Here is a 16,974-nt window from a genome sequence, read left to right on the forward strand (position 1 = left end):
CGATCCTTATGAAATGACCAGGAGACGACATGGCTATTGTTCAGATCGACACCGACGACCTATTGGCCAAATCCCGCCAGGTAGAAACCTCAGTGGGACGGTTGCAAACCGAAGTCAACACCATGGAAAGCCACCTGCGCCAGCTCGAGGGCACCTGGAAAGGGCAGGCCTCAGAAAACTTCCAGACGCTACTGAGCGAATGGCGCGCGGTACAAGCCCGAGTGGAAGAATCCTTGTCCTCCATTCGTGAAGCGATGTCACAGGCAGCCACCCAGTACCTGAATACCGAAACCTCAAATGCTTCAATGTTCCGTGGTTAACACCAGGTTCTTCATGTTCTGATCTTAGTCCAGTACCAGAGAGTAGCGGTCATGGATCCAGCTGACAATGGGTAAGCTGGGACCATGACCGTTCTCATTGACCCGGCGCGGTGGCCGGCTTACGGCACCGTGTTTTCTCATCTGGTCTCAGATGAGTCTCTCGAGGAACTACACGAGTTTGCGCGGGTGAATAACCTCGATCCGAGGGCTTTTGACGGTGATCATTACGACGTTCCGGTCGAGCTCTACGACAATCTGGTCGCAGCCGGTGCCGAAGAAGTCTCCGGTCATGAGCTGGTGCGTCGTTTGGTGAAATCTGGGCTACGCATCACTGCCGCTGAGCGGAGTTCCAAACTCGAAAAAATCCTCCACCGTCGCTTCGACCGACTGTTCCCAGAAACATCCGAACTGGATCGAGACCCGGTGTTCACCGATCTGTATCAACGGTGGTCGCAGCCGCACCGGCACTACCATGACCCCTCACACCTACTGTCGGTTTTAAAAGGGATAGATCTTCTCGAGCGGGCCGGAGAACCTCTGGGCGAGTTTCCTCGCGCGGCAAAATTAGCGGCCTGGTTCCACGACGCGGTCTATCGGGCCGACCCCCATCTTCCGCCCGGACAAGATGAAGAGGATTCAGCCCGACTGGCCGAACGTGTCTTGCCGACCCTCGGCGTCCCCGGCCCCGAGATCCTTGAAGTCTCCCGTCTGGTCCGCCTGACTTTCACCCACGACCCGCATAACGACGACGCAGCTGGTCGCATCCTTTGCGACGCCGACCTGGAAGTTTTAGGTCGCAACCCCGGCCCGTATCAGCGCTACCAACAAGCGGTTCGTCGGGATTTCGCCAAGGTTTCGGATGACGACTTCACCACCGGGCGGGAGAAAGTGCTACGCGGAATTCTGGCGAGAAACCCGATTTTCAATACCCCGACCGCGATCAAGCGATGGGAGCGTCAGGCCCGCAAGAATTTGATTGCCGAGATCTATCCACGACCGAAAGGCATCGAGAAGGATCCCGCCTCAGAGACGAAAACAGCCCGCCAGCTCGACGACGTCAAGCGTATTGAGCGTGCCCGCAAGCAGGCGATCAAGAAGATAGAACAAGCCAAAAAGTCCGCTCGTTAGGGCGGACTTCGACTCAGATCACAGCGGGGCGCGAACCATCCGGTTCGCGCCCCGCTGTGATCTCAAGAGGTCCATCACCCCCGGGGGGGAGGGTGGGGTGGTTACATCATGCCGCCCATACCGCCCATGCCGTCCATGCCGGCATCGCCACCGGCAGGTGCCGGCTCCGGCTGGTCGGCGATAACAGCCTCGGTGGTCAGGAACAGACCAGCAATCGAAGCAGCGTTCTGCAGAGCCGAGCGGGTAACCTTCACCGGGTCGTTCACGCCAGCTTCCAGCAGGTTCTCGTATTCACCGGTGGCAGCGTTCAGGCCCTCACCAGCAGGCAGGGACTTGACTTTAGCCACCACGACGCCGGGCTCATGGCCAGCGTTTTCGGCGATGTGCTTCACTGGCGCTTCCACAGCGATCTGAACGATCCGAGCACCGGTGGCTTCATCGCCCTCCAGCTTCAGCTCGGCGAACGCTTCAGCAGCAGCCTGAATGAGTGCCACGCCACCACCGGCAACGATGCCCTCATCAACAGCAGCCTTAGCGTTGCGCACAGCGTCTTCAATACGGTGCTTGCGTTCCTTGAGCTCAACTTCGGTAGCAGCACCGGCCTTGATCACGGCCACACCGCCGGCCAGCTTAGCCAAACGTTCCTGAAGCTTTTCGCGGTCGTAGTCCGAGTCAGAGTTCTCAATCTCAGCCCGGATCTGCGCCACACGACCGGAGATCGCATCGGCCTCGCCAGCACCTTCAACAATGGTGGTCTCGTCCTTGGTGATGGTCACCTTCCGAGCGGTACCCAGCATGTCAACGGTGGCGTTCTCCAGGGTCAGGCCGACTTCTTCAGAGATGACCTGCCCGCCAGTGAGGACAGCGATGTCGTTGAGCATCGCCTTACGACGGTCACCGAAGCCCGGAGCCTTGACCGCCACAGATTTGAAGGTGCCACGAATCTTGTTGACCACCAGGGTAGCCAGGGCTTCGCCTTCAACGTCTTCAGCGATAATCAGCAACGGCTTGCCGGACTGCATGACCTTTTCCAGCAGACCGACCATGTCGCGAGCGTTGGAAATCTTGGAGTTGACGATCAGAATGTAGGGATCTTCCAGAACCGCTTCCTGACGGTCAGTATCAGTGACGAAGTAACCGGAAAGGAAGCCCTTATCGAAGCGCATGCCTTCGGTCAATTCCAGGTCCAGGCCAAAGGTGTTGGACTCTTCAACGGTCACCACACCTTCCTTGCCGACCTTATCTAGGGCTTCCGCAATCAGTTCGCCGATCTGTGGGTCAGCAGCAGAAATAGAGGCGGTCGCTGCGATCTGCTCCTTGGTCTCGACCTCGTGGGAGCGAGCAACCAGCTTCTCAGTCACAGCCTGTACGGCCTTGTCGATACCGCGACGAATCGCGATGGGATCAGCCCCGGCAGCGACGTTGCGCAGTCCCTCTTTCACCAGGGACTGAGCCAGCACGGTCGCAGTGGTAGTACCGTCACCGGCAACATCGTCAGTCTTCTTCGCGACCTCTTTGACCAGTTCGGCCCCGATCTTCTCATAGGGGTCATCGAGATCAATTTCTTTAGCGATAGACACACCGTCGTTGGTAATGGTCGGAGCGCCCCAGGATTTCTCCAGGACGACGTTACGACCACGCGGGCCGAGCGTCACTTTGACGGCGTCAGCCAGCGTGTTCAAACCCTTTTCGAGGCCACGGCGTGCTTCTTCATCGAATGCAATGGTCTTAGCCATGAAATGCACAAGTCCTTTCTGGACGAATCTCTCGGTGAAGTCCCACACTCAAGTGCCCGCGACGGACGGTGAGGAGCAACCACCGGGTGGCGGTTTACTCCCGACCTCACTGGAGTGAAGGGCGTCTACTTCTTAGGGCAACTTTGGCAGTCACAACCTAAGAGTGCTAACTCCATTATTAGCACTCCCCCCGGGCGAGTGCAAGTAAAGTTCCGGGGCTGTTCACCGCAAGAGGAGCCCTACTGAACGACCACTACGGTCAGACCGCTGACCGTGTCATTCTGCTGGGCTTGGCCACCCACCTGAGAGGCAACTTCTTCGGCGGTGGCTTGCAGTGCTGGATCATCAAAGTAGACGATGTTGGAGGTCACCGGGCCCCCATTCCAATCTCCGACGGTCACAACATTGAACCCAGCTTGGGTCAACTCAGCTTCGGTTTGGGCAGCGAGACCGTTAATTGTGGTCGAGTTATATACTGAGACGGGAGCTTGATAGTCAACCTCCGCGGATCCCTGAGTCTCTTCCGTGGCAGAGGGCTCAGCACCGGTTGCGTCCTCGTCGACAGCCGTCTCAGCGTCGTCCGGGACGGCGGAATCAGCGGGATCCGGCGAGCCAACATCGTTGCTAGCATCCGAGGCGTCTGTGGGTGATTCCAAGACAGCGTCCGGATCCTCCTCGGGCGAGGGGCCTGCCACCACAGGAGCATCAGCGAAAATTTGCGACCGTAGTTGAGGGAGCAAAATGAAACTGAAAGCACCAATGGCTAACGCTAACCCTGCGGCCAGAATGATCCAGATCAGGTGGGCGCTGGATTCGGGGCCACGGAAATCTGCCCGGTGGGCCCCGTGCTCGGTGGTGTATTCCGGAACGTGAGAGAACCGGTCTGGCTCATACTCTGTCTTGGACATCTTGTTCATTTAGTGGTGCTCTGTGAGTGACGGTCGGCACGGTCGGCGGTGCGACGACGTTGGCGAATGCGGTTGATCAACATCGGATCGGCGGCGATAGCGCGTTCGTCGTCAACGAGCCGAGTCAGCAACTGGTAGTAGCCGGTGGGCGTCATGCCCAAGTCATCTTGAATGGCCCGGTCCTTCGCTCCGGAGTACCGGAAAGAACGGCGCTCCAAGTCCAGCACCTTTTTTTCACGGTCGTTCAGCGGTTCCAACTTCGTCATCGTGGCCCAGTCTAGTAGAGCAGTCTGGTTCTCACCGGTTAGGCTCGCACTATGGTTGCACCTTCGGCAGATTCCTCCAGACCCTCCAGCGCCTCCGGCTCGGCCCGTGACTCAGCCGCTACCGCCTCACAGTTACCGCCGATGCGTCATCCATTGGATCCCGGCTGGGCCCAGGCGTTGGCACCGTGTGCGACACAGTTTCAGCTCGTTGCTGACCGGCTGGGTGACCTGAACGCACGGAATGTGGAAGTCTTGCCGGAACCCGACAACATTCTCCGGGTGTTTCGCCAGCCTTTTGATCGCGTACGGGTCTTAGTGCTGGGACAGGACCCCTATCCCACTCCAGGGCATCCGATGGGGATGAGTTTTTCTCTTCATCGTAACGTCCGGCCCCTGGCACGCTCGCTGACCAATATTTTTCAGGAATTACACGATGACCTGGGCATCACCCCGTCGCAGCATGGCGATCTCACTCATTGGGCCGATCAAGGCGTGCTGATGCTCAACCGTGTGCTGACCGTCACCGCTGGATCGCCAGGGTCACACCGCGGACTGGGGTGGGAGGAGATCACTCAGCAGGCAATTGAAGCATTGGTCGCTCGAGGAACGCCGCTAGTAGCTCTGCTGTGGGGCGCTGATGCCCGCAAAACCAAGCCCCTGATTCTCGGCGGCACCAACACTACGGTCATTGAGTCACCGCACCCCTCGCCCCTCTCGGCCCGACGGGGCTTTTTTGGGTCCAGACCGTTCTCCCGCACCAATGAGTTCTTGGTCGCCCACGGGCTCCAACCGATTGACTGGGAACTTCCGCAGTAGGTGAACCACTGTCGTCTTTGCGACTAACGACGACCAATCCGGCGACGCTCGTTATCGGAGAGTCGACCGGTCAGAGGCCGAGCCAGAGTATCACCGAGCACCGACCCGAAGGCCATAGCCAGAATGATCACCATCGCGTTAAACATTCCAATCAAGCCCGAGGGGACGGTTTCAGCTGAGATGGTGATCCGGTACATCGAGCGGAAGATCATCAGCCCGGGTAGCAAGAACATGATCGCCGGCACGGCAACCACCAGCTGGGGTGCGCCCAATCGGAGCGCGACAATACGTGCTAGGAAACCGACAGCCACTGCTGCGAACGCGGGCGCGACCGTGGGCCCCAGGCCGAGATTTTCTCCGGCCACATACGCCAAGTAACCGATGCCGGAGACCAAGCCGGTGGGCAACAGGAGTCGCACCGAAGACTGATCACTCATGGCCGCAAACAGAGCGGCCATCAGGACGAATAAGGCCAGCAGCCATACCGGGTATTCATAGTCCGGAACCCGGGTCAGGTCGATTTGTGGCACTCCGATCAGGTCCGAGATCGCCACAGCGACCACAATGCCCGCCACCAGACCGATATAACTGAGCAGGGATGAAACCATACGTCCGGCAGCCGTCATCGGGAAGCCGTTAATACCGTCCTGCACAGCCGAGACGATGCGAAGCGCAGGTAGGAGCATCATCAGCGACCCGGCGATGACCGCCGAGGGGTCTTGGAAAACATCGAAGGCGTACAAAGCCAGCGCCACCCCGGTAGCCACCGCGCCACCGGTCATGGTGGCAAAGACTTCAGGCATGCGGATCCGTCCCATCAGATCCACGGCCGTCATGGTCATGATCATCGAGAAAAACGTCATCAAGCCGGCCATTGGACTACCGCCGATGAACATCACGAACGACGTGCCGAATAGTCCAGTGGCCAGCAGTGCAACCCAGCCCGGGAAGGTCTTGGACTGGTGACGGATCTCGGCCAGTTTTGCTTCGGCCTCGTCTCGGGTGGCGTCGCCGTTGGCAATCCGGGTGACCAGCTGGTGGAGGAAGGACAGCCCCGCGTAGTTCGAGGACCAGGAACGCACCACGCGCTGATAGGTGAAGGGGGTTTCCCCGGCGGGAACGTAGTTCAGAGAGATCGCTTGGTTGGTGATGTCGATTTCCGCGTCGGGGACGCCGAATGCTTGGGTGACCACAATAATGGAGGTCTCGACCTCCAGCGCACCAGCTCCGAAACGGAACATGGTCTCACCCAAACGCAACGCAAATTGCAACGTATTGCCAACATCAGCATTTTCAGCGACTTGACGATAGTCGCGTCCAGCGTTGGCAACTCGTCGGGCTTGATAGGGCGACTGGAAAAGACGGTTATTGAGCTGGAGCGCTTGGGTAGGGATCGAGTCAACGAAGGAGTGACGATCCTCTGCGGCGTTACTGGGAGCAGTATCAGTGGCGCTTTTCCGAAACACGCCCCCGCGGGTGCGCCCGCCGAGATTGGGTTTCCAGGTCGGTAGCCCGGGAAAACGACGACGGGAAGGCTCGGCTTCCGTCTCGGTCTCCGAGGCATAGCCAGCTGGAACTATCGGCTGAGGGTCGGTCGCGGGACGCCGCCATTCATCAAACTCATGACGTTGGTCCTCACTAGTCTTCTCGGGCGAGGAGCCACCGCGCTCGGACTGGTCCTCCGAGTCTCGGGGAGTAACCGAGGGAAGGTCCGTGGTGGTAGACGACAGCACCGAGGTAGGCACCGGGTCATGATCAGCCACCGGTTCCGGTTCTTCGTACACCGGTGCGGTCTGTGGCGCTGACGCATCCGGGTTGGGTGCCACCACAGCCGGGCGAATGACGGGAATGACGTCCGAATCTGTGCTGGGCTGTTCTGTCGGGGCCTCAGAATGATCCGTTGAGGTGGTTTCTGTGACGTCTTCGTCGCGTTCGGTACGCACATTTTTAGACATACTGCCTCCTCAAAAAGTTCATTCTGATGCCGAGATTCTCAGCCTTAACCCACCCTAAATTTTAGGCCGTGTTGAGCTGGTCCGTGACAGTTGTCGTGAGAGTGACTCATCACGTTCTACTCTCCAGTAAGGCGCTTTATGCGACGTGAATTGGCGAAGCACACGAACAGTGATGCACGTTGCTGTTCCGTCGTGAGCTGCGCGTTAGCCCGGGATTAAAAAAACTCAGTGGGGCTACCCAATTCGGGCATCCCCACTGAGCTAACATCCAGAGCCAAAACTCAGCGCTTAGTGCTCATCGTAGTGATCCTCGTGTAGCGCGTGACGGTGGCCATCGTGAATATAGTCCACGTGATCACCGTGCTGAACTGCTTCGTGGCCACAGTTCTCGCCGTGCTCATGGTCTTCAATGGTGTGCTCGGCGACGGACTCATGCTCGTCGTAGTGGTCACCGTGCAACGCGTGACGGTGGGTCCCATGGATGTAGTCCACGTGATCACCGTGCTGAACTGCTTCGTGGCCGCAGTTCTCGCCGTGCTCGTGCTCTTCAATGGTGTGCTCAGCGTGTACATCTTGCTCGGTCATGACGACTCCTTTTCATCGGTGCCTGTGGGTTCTATTGGTGCGTCAACGCTTGTCTCAGGTTCTTGAACGTGGGCCAGCGCATCATCGATCACGTGACTGACGTGAAGGTCAGCCAAGTGATAGATCACTTCTTTGCCCGATCGGACCGCGGTCACCAAACTGGCCTGCCGAAGGGTCCGCAGATGCTGGGAGACCAGCGGTTGCGACAGTCCTGTCGCTTCCGCAAGCGCCCCAACAGTGCGAGGCTCATGTCCAATCTCGTGCAACAGTTCCAATCGGGGAACGCTACCGAGAACTTTGAACAATTTCGCCGCCTCGGCAACGCCTGATTCGCTGTCCATATTTCTATTCCACCAGACATATAAAGATATTGCAATATTTACACATGACAATAATCGGAGTGCAACACAGATCACTCTCCGCGTTGTCTATCATCTACATCTTAGACATGAAATAATCCCCGCTTGCTCGGAGCAAACAGGGACTCGCCGTGGATCCTACTGGATTCGAACCAGCGACCTCTCGCGTGTGAAGCGAACGCTCTAACCAGCTGAGCTAAGGATCCGTACAGAGGTCATACTTTAGCAGGAAGATGAGTCAACGCGAAATCGGACGTCGCGGTGACCACACTGCATCGTTAGCCCCGACCATGCCTGAGGACTGTCTGGGAATCGATCCCAGGATGCCAGCCACGGGCGGAAGGTGACCGGCGTGCAGGTTATTCCCCGAATTCAACGCTGAGGGCCCAGTATCCACTAGTGGATACAGGGCCCTCAGCGTCAGAGCCCCCTGCCGGATTCGAACCGGCGACCCTCTGTTTACAAGACAGATGCTCTGGCCAACTGAGCTAAGGAGGCAAAGCCCTCAGGCAACTTCTCTAGCATACCGGATCGGTAGACTTGTCGGCGATTTCATCTTGCAGACGCGAGCGGCCCGAACTGTGGCAGATGCCAACCGGTTCGGGCCGCCCAGCTACATTCATGCCTCGAGTGCCTAGTCCTCGATGGCGTTATTCACATCGTCCTGGAAGGAATCCTGAGTGGTAAACGTGCCGTTGACCCAAATGGATGGAGTTCCCGCAATACCACCTTCACGAGCCTTCGCCGCGGTGTAGTCCACGAACGGACGGTAGGTGTTATTCGACATACAGTCTGAAACGTCAGCACCGTTATCGCTGGCCAGCTGTTTCAGCTCATCGTTGGACAGGCCTTGGCCCTGATGGGTGCTATAGGTTTCGAATAATGCGGTGAGCACATCATTGAACTTTTCGGGATGCTCTGCAGCGGTGCACAGCGCGGTGTTGGCAGCCCGAGACGAGAAGTTATTCGTTCCGGGGTTATCCAGGTAGTTAACCAAGCGGTACTCGACCGTGATCTCTTCGGCGTCTAGCTTCTCATTAATGAACTCGGAATTGGCCATTTCGAAGTCAGCACAGTGCACGCAGTCCGGGTCGGCATAGATAATGACCTGGGCGGGCTCATCCTGGTCACGTTCTTCCCCGCCGGGCACCTCTTCGGGGGGTTCATCGGTGATATTGGATTCGCCTACCTCGTTGGCGCTGACTTCGCCGAGAGACTCGCCCTCAGCGAATTCTGTCGTAGACACCAAGGTAATACCACCGTGTTCATTGGCGATGGTCGGGGCTTCACCAGATTCAGGAATGGAACGGTTTTGGTTCCATATAAGCAACCCGGCGATCACCGCAATGACTAGAACCACCACACCAACAATGCTCCAGGTGGTGATCTGGGCGTTGCGTTTTTCTTTTTTCAGTTGTTTTTCGTGCATCTGGCGCGCTCTGGTTCGCGCATCCCCTGCGGACTTTGAGTTTTTGGCCATATCTTTGATCCTCGACAACGTGGTGGTCACGGGCTCCTGGGATAGCATAGCCGGTGATCGTGCCAAGGATCTGAATATCTTAAAGTTTGTGTCTCAGCTACACAGGACTCGACAGCAACCGGAGTTCGGGGCACACTCATGTACTAATGAATTCCGCTCCACATCCCATCAATGACCAGGTCCGCATTTCCTCGACACACTCCTCTCCCACGCTCAGCGCCGAGCTCTTGGACCTACCCCTGCACCAGAACCTCGAGGATTGGCCCGAGCAGGTGATCACCGCACTGCCCCGAGGTATTTCGCGACACGTCGTGCGATTCGTCCGGTTGCCCTCGGCAGTGGTAGCGCTGAAAGAAACCACACCGGCACAAGCCCAAGCTGAATACGGATTATTACGCCAGCTCGGCCGGCGCGATATCCCCTGTGTGGTGCCCCTGGCGGTGATTACCGGCCGCCGGGATCCCGCAGACGAACCACTCCCAGCTATGTTGGTCACCCAACATCTACCTTTTTCTCTGCCGTATCGGGCCGTGTTGAGTCAGCAACTCTCCCGCGACACCCTCACCAGGGTAATCGACGCGCTAGCACTACTGATCGTCCAACTACACCTCGAAGGATTTTATTGGGGCGATATTTCACTGTCGAACGTGCTGTTTCGTCGCGATGCCGGCGGGTTCGCCGCCTATCTGGTCGACGCCGAGACCGGGGAGCTACGCACGAACGTCTCGGCCGGGCAACGCGCCCACGATATGGAGATTGCCCGGACCAATATTGCCGGCGAGCTCATGGATCTGATCGCCGGTGGCTTGTTGGCCGAAACCGTTGACCCGGTGGCCACCGCAGAGCACGTCTCTGCCAGTTACCGCAACCTGTGGCATGAATTGACCACCGACTTTGCGGTGCCCACCGATCAGCGTATGCACCTACAAGACCGCATCCGTCGGCTCAACGAGCTAGGTTTTGATGTTGAAGAATACGATGTCACGCCCGCCCGCGGTGGTCGTGAACTGGTGCTGAACCCCAAAGTCGTCGATCCCGGCCACCATCGCCGTCGGCTACTGCAATTGACCGGGCTGAGCGTGGAAGAAAATCAAGCTCGCCGACTGTTGCAGGCCATTGACGACTACCGAAGAGAACAACACTGGCAGACCGATGAACACCTGTCTGCTCAGCTGTGGCTACAACAAGTCTTCGACCCGATCATTCAGCACCTGCCGGCAGAACTGGCTGGCAAGATGGAGCCGGCGGAAATCATGCACGAGATTTTGGAGCACCGCTGGTATCTCTCCGAACGGGCCGGACAACAGGTCAGCCTTGAAGAGACCGTGACGTCTTATCTCCAGGAGATTCTGACACCGCGTGCTCCCGATGATCCCCTCACCGCAGATACGGTCTCCCGCTCACAGGCTTCTCGTCCCAACACCGAGTACCACCACCGCCCCGGGACGTATCAGGGCCCGTCTGGGAACGACTAGCGCCTCCAGCTCGTCGGTGACCACCTCGTGCACCGGATCAAATCCGGTCAGTAGGTGCACATCCTGTGGGCGTTGCTCACGACGTAAGATCCGAGCCTCGACGGGGTCGGGCCCCCAGGCGAGGAGCAGATGCAATCGTGGCACTGCGGGGCTTGGTGCGGTAGGAACAGTCCGGATCAGGTGGATCAGTCCGGTCTCCGGGTCCACCGTGGTGTGCACCGAGTCAAACGAGTCGAGCGCCTCGGGCGATTCGGACTCACCGGTCCGCAGCAGGGCAGGGAGCTGTCGGCGAAGCTGAATCAGCCGGCGGTAGAAGGCCAGAGCTTGCCGGTGCCCCACGCGGTTTGGCTCGTCCCAGTCCAAGACCGCCAGGTCTCGGGTGGCGGTTGCCGTGGGCTCGGGCACGGTGTCGGGGTCCCAACCGGTGGCGGCAAACTCGAGACGTCGCCCGGTTGAGACCCCGGTGATCAGCTCGGGTTCGGCGAAGTCGACAAAAAAGGGGAACGGGGTGCGGGTGGCAAATTCTTCGCCCATGAACAGCATTGGGGTCCCGGGAGCGAGTAGCATCAGGGCCGCTTGCCCCATGGCCCGGGATAACTCGATGCTGGCGGTCGGACGATCGCCAGCGGCCCGGTTGCCGACCTGATCGTGGTTTTGGATGGAAACGATCAGCTGGCTGGGCCGATGCCGGTGATGGTTCAGGGCTCGGCCGTGGTGGCGAGCGCGGAAACTGGAATAGGTCCCGTCGTGGAAAAACCCTTGATCAATGGCTTTGGGTAGCGCGTTCGGGTCGGCGAAATCAGCGTAGTAGCCCTGGGTCTCCCCGGTGGCGGCCACGTGGACGGCGTGGTGGAAGTCATCGGACCACTGCCCATGCGGTCCCAGGCCGTTGGTCTCGAGCCCATCGATCATGCGGGGGTCGTTCAAGTCGGATTCGGCGATCAGCACCCGGTTCACCCCGGTCTGGGCGCCAATCTCATCGGTCAGCGCGCGCAACTGTTGTAGGATGTGGACTGCTTGGGTGTCGGACAGCGCATGCACCGCGTCCAACCGGAACCCGTCGACCTCGTAGTCCAGCAAGAGCATGCGGGCCTGATCGAGAATATAGGTCCGGACCTCGTCGGAATCGGGACCGTCCAGATTGGGGCCGGCGCCCCACCGGGTCTCGTCGGCGCGTTGATAGGGGCCGAATTGATTGAGGTAATGTCCTTCGGGGCCCCAGTGGTTATAGACCACATCCTGAATGATTCCGAGCCCACGGGCGTGAGCCGCCTGGACCAGCCGGGCGTATTCGGCCGGTCCGCCGTAACTGGCCTGAATAGCGAACCAGTTCACGCCGTCATAGCTCCACCCGAAACGACCGGGGAATCCTGCCACCGGCATGAGTTCCACGTGGGTAACCCCTAGCTCGACGAGATAGTCCAGCCGTTCTATGATCCCGGCAAAATCCCCGGTGGGGCTGAACGTGCCGGGATGTAGCTCGTAAATCACCATCTCGGCGAGTTCATTGGACCGTGCTGGGTGGCTGGGTGCCGTCTGCGACGATGCGCACGGTAACGGTGGTACCGGCCGGGAGGGGCCGTGCACGCCGTCGGGTTGATACCGCGAGCGCGGGTCCGGGAAGGGCCCGGACCCGTCCAGCACGTAGCCGTACCCTGCCCCGTTGGGGATCTCACCTCGGTGTTTCTCATTCAACCACCACCAGCCCCCGGCCTGATCATCGGTGGTCAACCGGTAGCGGGCAGTCACCGGCCAGGTGTCTGCGGTGGCCAGCCCGTCAGTGCGTTGAGCGAGCTCACCGGCAGGTTCGGTGACGATTACCAGCTCGATTTCTTCAGCTTCGGGGGCCCAGACCGCATACGGGCGCCGGCTGGCCGGGGGAGAGTGGAAGTGAAAGGCCGAGTCGTTGTTCATCACGGGACTAGCCTGCCTGTTCTGTGTCACGGGCTGTGTCCGGATCGTCTTGGTGCACCAGGTCCTGTGGGGCAAGCAGGGCCACCGGAAGAATGTGGAGTACATCAGCCACCTCGATGCGGCGGTTAGCATCCGAGCGGTAGCTGGTACCGGTCAGCAGGTCTAGGTAGACGCATTCTGCCTTCGGCACCACAATGCTGGTCGTGGTGTCCCATCCGCCCTGGCGTTCCAGGCCCAGCGGCCACCGGGTTGCCACCGCAATGGCTTGGCCACGGATGCAGCCGATCACGTGGTCGTCCCCAGCCTGGTCACTATGTACCTCAAGCGGGATGTATTCGGTGAACCAGTCAGGACAATCCGAACGCAGGTGCAAGACCTGGGTGGTGATCCACAACTTCGTCAGATCGGCGAACTCGCCCCAGGCCGCTCGATCGATGCCGGCACCGGGCGCTGGGTCGGGCGGCGGGGTCAGACCGGGCGAACCCAGCGCCTCGACCCGTCGGTCCAACTCATCGAGCAGATCGGCGCGGTAGGCGAAATCCACCGCGCACCGATTATCCGGGTCTACCATAGTCGGGAACACGATTTCGGTGCCCTGATAAATATCGGGCACACCCACCGAGACCAGGTGCAAGAGCTTCAGGCTGAGCTGATTCGACACCGCGGCCGGCACCAGCTCGCTGGTGAACTGCTCCCACAGCGCCCCGACGGGGTGGGCGTCGTCGAGTAACAGTTCCAGGGCCTCGCCCAGCTGGTGTTCATACTCCTGATCTTGCTCGGTCCAGGAGGTGATCGCCCCAGACTCCCGGGCTGCTTTGACCGCGTAGTCGTCCCACCGCTGATATTCCAGCCCAGCGTTGGACAGTGGCTGAGCGCCGAATCCAGTTTCTACCACGATTTTCCATAGCGCCAGATCGTCCCCCACCCGTGGGAGCTGGTCGGTGATCATCCGCGTCAGTTGCGCGAAGGTCTCGGCCCACTGCTGGGCACACTCGCTGAGCACGTGGATGCGAGCGCGCACGTCTTCCGAGCGTTTGGTGTCGTGGGTCGAGATGGTCGTCATCGTTTCTGGCCACCGGGTCAGCCGGTTGCGTTGCTGGTCGTGAAATTCTTGGACACTGATGCCGATTTGGGCTGGGTCTGCGCCGACTTCATTGGCTGAGCTGAGCAGACTGAACCGATAGAAGGCGGTGTCTTCGACTCCCTTGGCCATCGCCATCGAGGTGGTTTGCTGGAATCGGATGGCGCCGGGATGTTGCGGGTCGGCCAGGACCGGCATCAGCTGTCCAACGACCTCGGCGACGCTGGGATCGCGCTCGACCGCCACCGCGGCGGCCTGATGCAGGTACTCCTCGCCGAGTGGCACATAGCTACGGTACACCGGGAAGGCACACATCAGCGTGGTCAATCCGACCAATAACTGCTGGTCATCGGACTCGCGTCCCAGGTCCGGGGCCACCAGCCGGGCCACCGCGTGCAGGTCCGGAGTCAGCATCTGTGTCACCGCCCGGTGTTTGAGCTGGTAGACCAGGTCCCGGTACCGCTCGACCGGATCGTGCTGCCGGGGTGTTTCCGCTGCCTCGCTGGCGGTCATACCCGCTAAAACCTGGGTTCCGCGCGGGTCGATGAGTACCCGGTCGAGTGCCTGCAACGTGTCATAGCCACAGGTGCCCTGCACGGGGAAGCTCTCAGGTAGTGCTTCTCCGGGTTCCAGAATCTTTTCGGCCACCACCCAGGCGTTGTCGCCAATGTGGTCCCGGAGCTGACGCAGAAACTGCCCCGGATCGGCCAGTCCGTCGATGTGGTCCAGGCGTAGCCCGTCTGCCACCCCGTCGGCGAACCAGCGACGGATTTCTGTCGTGGCTTCTTGGAAGACTATCGGATCTTCTATCCGCAGCGCGGCCAACTCGTTGATCGCAAAAAACCGTCGATAGTTGACCTCGTACTCGCCATCTCGCCACGGCTCGAGCCGGTAATGCTGCTGGTCGTGGATACCCCGCACCCAAGCGGCATAAGCAACTGGGTCGTCCTGCGGGGGTTGGCCCGACAGGTCGGTGTCTTCGGCCAATGGGTACTCATTGTCGTCGTAGCACAACCGCAGATCTGTTATGCCTTGGTCTGCCCCGGCCCCGGCCTCCGCAGTGCTTTCGCGCACGCACAGCCGGTCGCGTTCGGCGGCCGGGTCTTGTGCGGTGCCCTCCCCGAGCACCGGAATAACCAGCCGGTCGTCGCCGGCCGCCCAGTCAATGTCGAAAAATCGCGCGTAGCGCGAGGTCGGGCCATGGGCGAGCACATCCCACCACCACGGGTTTTCGGCTGGCACCCCCACCCCGACGTGGTTGGGCACTACATCGATGATCAGCTGTCCCCCGTCGGCATGCACCTGCTCGGCCAGCGCCTGCAGGGACTGGGCACCACCGCGGGAAGCATCCACGCAGGTGGGGTCCACCACGTCGTAGCCGTGCTCTGACCCTGAGTTGGCCTGCAATATCGGAGACAGGTATAGTCCGGTCACTCCTAACCGACGCAAATATCCCCACAGCTGGCCAGCATCGGCCAAGGTGAAATGGTCGCTCAGCTGCACGCGGTAGGTAGCGGTAGGTGCTGTCATCGAGGTGTCCTCACTGTTGATTCTCGTCCGTCTCGCCACTGATATGGGGTTCACCGGTGTGCTCATCGAAGATGATCCGAACTCCAGATTCTTCACGACCGTCCTCATAGACCAGCGTGGCGTCCAGGGCATAACCGATCCAGCGGTTGGGTTCGACTTCCACGACCTCGGGATATTTGGTCGTGACGTTGTTGGTGATGACCCGGTTGGTATTCGCGTTGGTCACCAGCCCCCAGATCAGTAGCGCGGCGCCGATCACCACCAACCCGAGTCCCGCCCAGGTTTCAAAGCGGGCATCGATCCGGCCCTCGGGACCTTCCACCCGGGCGTCGGCGCCTTCAAAGGCCATGGTCTTACCGGTGTCGATAGCCCGGTAACGGCGTTTCCGCCAGGCGGCATGAGCCGATACGGCGAGCCCCGCAATCGCCAGGATGACTCCCAGCCCGATCAGAAGGTTCCCGCTCTGTAAATCAAGTGTTTCGTACATATGTCCATTCTCGCCTATGGCAACCTCGCCGTTCACAGCTATTGATGAGTTCATCGCTGAGGCCACACTCCCGGCCGCCAGCAATGCGTCCAATCGGTCAATCGTGGTGGTGTCAACAACCGGAACCAGCCCGGCGGCCATCAGCCATCCGGTTGCCACCGCTTCTATTCGTGCGGAGAGCTCCTCGGCGATACGGGCCCCACCGGCCCGCTGAAAGACCGCGCCACCCGACAAGGGCGAGTAGGCCTGAATCTCAATGCCCAGCGTGTCGCGGTGTTCGATCACTCCCATCCAGCCGGGGTACCGGTTGGGATCCATCACTGCCCCCAGCACGTCGGGGACGGTCAGACTGGCTTGCACCTGGTGAGCGCTAATCGTTAACGTCCCCTGGGAAGCCTCGGCCAACACCTGGTTGAAGGCCTCCAACCGGGGCGCGGAAAAATTGGAAACGCCCACCTGCCGGGTGATCTTCTGTCGGTGTGCACCGACCAGGGCCAGAGCAGTATCCCGCAACGAAGTCCGTGGATCGGGACGGTGAATCAGCACCCGGTCAATGGTGTCCACACCGAGGTGTTGCAGGCAACGTTCCAGCCCGGCGCGGATGTGGTCGCCGGAGTTGTTATAGCAGGTTGGGGTTTCGTCGGTGCCGGCAACGACGCCAATTTTTGTTTGCACCTGTAACTGCTCGCGCCATTCGGGTTGTTCGACCAACAACCAACCCAGCGCTGTCTCTGCACGACCCCGACGATAAATATCCGCGGTGTCCACCCAGAGCTGATGGTCGAACACCGCAGAGCCCGGTTGCTGGTGTGCTTGCACCCAGCGGGAAAGGATCTCACGCGCTCTCACCGGGTCGTCCCATTCCATGGTGCCCAGCATGATTGAGGCCTGCTTACTCATACCCACCACCCTAGGCTCTGACCTGGCAGAAGAC

The 16,974-nt window shown here is 59.8% G+C and carries 14 protein-coding genes and 2 tRNA genes; 4 read left to right on the forward strand and 12 right to left on the reverse strand.

What is annotated here, in order from left to right; all coding sequences use genetic code 11:
- Nucleotides 1-29 precede the first annotated feature (29 nt).
- Complete coding sequence (locus tag DCC27_RS07105; RefSeq protein WP_110099423.1) at nucleotides 30-320, forward strand: WXG100 family type VII secretion target; 291 nt, start codon at nucleotides 30-32, stop codon at nucleotides 318-320.
- Between the two features lie 84 nt (nucleotides 321-404).
- Entirely contained in the window at nucleotides 405-1,448 is a 1,044-nt protein-coding gene (locus DCC27_RS07110) for a DUF4031 domain-containing protein (protein ID WP_110099424.1), read from the forward strand.
- Between the two features lie 101 nt (nucleotides 1,449-1,549).
- Here DCC27_RS07110 and groL read toward each other — a convergent pair whose 3' ends face one another.
- The 3 genes from groL to DCC27_RS07125 all read right to left on the reverse strand — a co-directional run bounded on the left by groL (nucleotide 1,550) and on the right by DCC27_RS07125 (nucleotide 4,358).
- Complete coding sequence (gene groL, locus DCC27_RS07115) at nucleotides 1,550-3,184, reverse strand: chaperonin GroEL (RefSeq protein ID WP_110099425.1); 1,635 nt, start codon at nucleotides 3,182-3,184, stop codon at nucleotides 1,550-1,552.
- Nucleotides 3,185-3,423: 239 nt separating this feature from the next.
- A complete protein-coding gene (locus tag DCC27_RS07120; RefSeq protein ID WP_168186097.1) occupies nucleotides 3,424-4,092 on the reverse strand; it encodes a LytR C-terminal domain-containing protein in 669 nt (222 codons plus the stop codon).
- 5 nt (nucleotides 4,093-4,097) lie between these two features.
- Complete coding sequence (locus tag DCC27_RS07125) at nucleotides 4,098-4,358, reverse strand: DUF3263 domain-containing protein (protein ID WP_110110792.1); 261 nt, start codon at nucleotides 4,356-4,358, stop codon at nucleotides 4,098-4,100.
- Nucleotides 4,359-4,499: 141 nt separating this feature from the next.
- On the opposite strand from DCC27_RS07125, the gene DCC27_RS07130 reads away from it, so the two are divergent.
- A complete protein-coding gene (locus DCC27_RS07130) occupies nucleotides 4,500-5,174 on the forward strand; it encodes a uracil-DNA glycosylase (RefSeq protein ID WP_110110807.1) in 675 nt (224 codons plus the stop codon).
- Between the two features lie 23 nt (nucleotides 5,175-5,197).
- Here the strand turns inward: DCC27_RS07130 and DCC27_RS07135 are convergent, their stop codons facing one another.
- The 6 genes from DCC27_RS07135 to DCC27_RS07160 all read right to left on the reverse strand — a co-directional run bounded on the left by DCC27_RS07135 (nucleotide 5,198) and on the right by DCC27_RS07160 (nucleotide 9,502).
- A complete protein-coding gene (locus DCC27_RS07135) occupies nucleotides 5,198-7,129 on the reverse strand; it encodes a threonine/serine exporter ThrE family protein (protein WP_110110791.1) in 1,932 nt (643 codons plus the stop codon).
- A 288-nt stretch (nucleotides 7,130-7,417) separates the two neighbouring features.
- Nucleotides 7,418-7,714 carry a hypothetical protein gene (locus DCC27_RS07140; protein ID WP_110110790.1) on the reverse strand — a complete coding sequence of 99 codons (297 nt, stop codon included), beginning with the start codon at nucleotides 7,712-7,714 and terminating at the stop codon, nucleotides 7,418-7,420.
- Nucleotides 7,711-8,055 (reverse strand): helix-turn-helix transcriptional regulator, encoded by a 345-nt coding sequence (locus DCC27_RS07145; protein ID WP_110099430.1) that lies wholly within the window; start codon nucleotides 8,053-8,055, stop codon nucleotides 7,711-7,713. The genes DCC27_RS07140 and DCC27_RS07145 overlap by 4 nt, the downstream gene beginning before the upstream one ends.
- Nucleotides 8,056-8,205: 150 nt before the next feature.
- Nucleotides 8,206-8,279, reverse strand: a tRNA-Val gene (locus tag DCC27_RS07150).
- A gap of 218 nt (nucleotides 8,280-8,497) precedes the next feature.
- Nucleotides 8,498-8,571 (reverse strand) — tRNA-Thr (locus DCC27_RS07155).
- A gap of 136 nt (nucleotides 8,572-8,707) precedes the next feature.
- Nucleotides 8,708-9,502, reverse strand: a complete 795-nt coding sequence (locus tag DCC27_RS07160) for a thioredoxin domain-containing protein (RefSeq protein ID WP_158524763.1) — start codon at nucleotides 9,500-9,502, stop codon at nucleotides 8,708-8,710.
- 197 nt (nucleotides 9,503-9,699) lie between these two features.
- Here DCC27_RS07160 and DCC27_RS07165 point away from each other — a divergent pair, with 197 nt between their 5' ends.
- Nucleotides 9,700-11,028, forward strand: coding sequence for a DUF4032 domain-containing protein (locus DCC27_RS07165; protein WP_110110789.1), 1,329 nt, complete (start codon nucleotides 9,700-9,702; stop codon nucleotides 11,026-11,028).
- Here the strand turns inward: DCC27_RS07165 and treZ are convergent.
- Genes treZ through DCC27_RS07180 form a run of 3 tightly spaced genes read right to left on the reverse strand, consistent with a single transcriptional unit; the run spans nucleotide 10,954 to nucleotide 16,940 of the window.
- Nucleotides 10,954-12,942 (reverse strand): malto-oligosyltrehalose trehalohydrolase, encoded by a 1,989-nt coding sequence (treZ, locus tag DCC27_RS07170; protein WP_246840163.1) that lies wholly within the window; start codon nucleotides 12,940-12,942, stop codon nucleotides 10,954-10,956. The genes DCC27_RS07165 and treZ overlap by 75 nt on opposite strands.
- 7 nt (nucleotides 12,943-12,949) lie before the next feature.
- Nucleotides 12,950-15,553, reverse strand: a complete 2,604-nt coding sequence (treY, locus tag DCC27_RS07175) for a malto-oligosyltrehalose synthase (protein WP_168186099.1) — start codon at nucleotides 15,551-15,553, stop codon at nucleotides 12,950-12,952.
- Between the two features lie 10 nt (nucleotides 15,554-15,563).
- Complete coding sequence (locus DCC27_RS07180) at nucleotides 15,564-16,940, reverse strand: aldo/keto reductase (protein WP_110110787.1); 1,377 nt, start codon at nucleotides 16,938-16,940, stop codon at nucleotides 15,564-15,566.
- Nucleotides 16,941-16,974 lie beyond the last annotated feature (34 nt).

The organism is Auritidibacter sp. NML130574, from assembly GCF_003185725.2.
In the GTDB taxonomy this organism is placed as follows: domain Bacteria; phylum Actinomycetota; class Actinomycetes; order Actinomycetales; family Micrococcaceae; genus Auritidibacter; species Auritidibacter ignavus.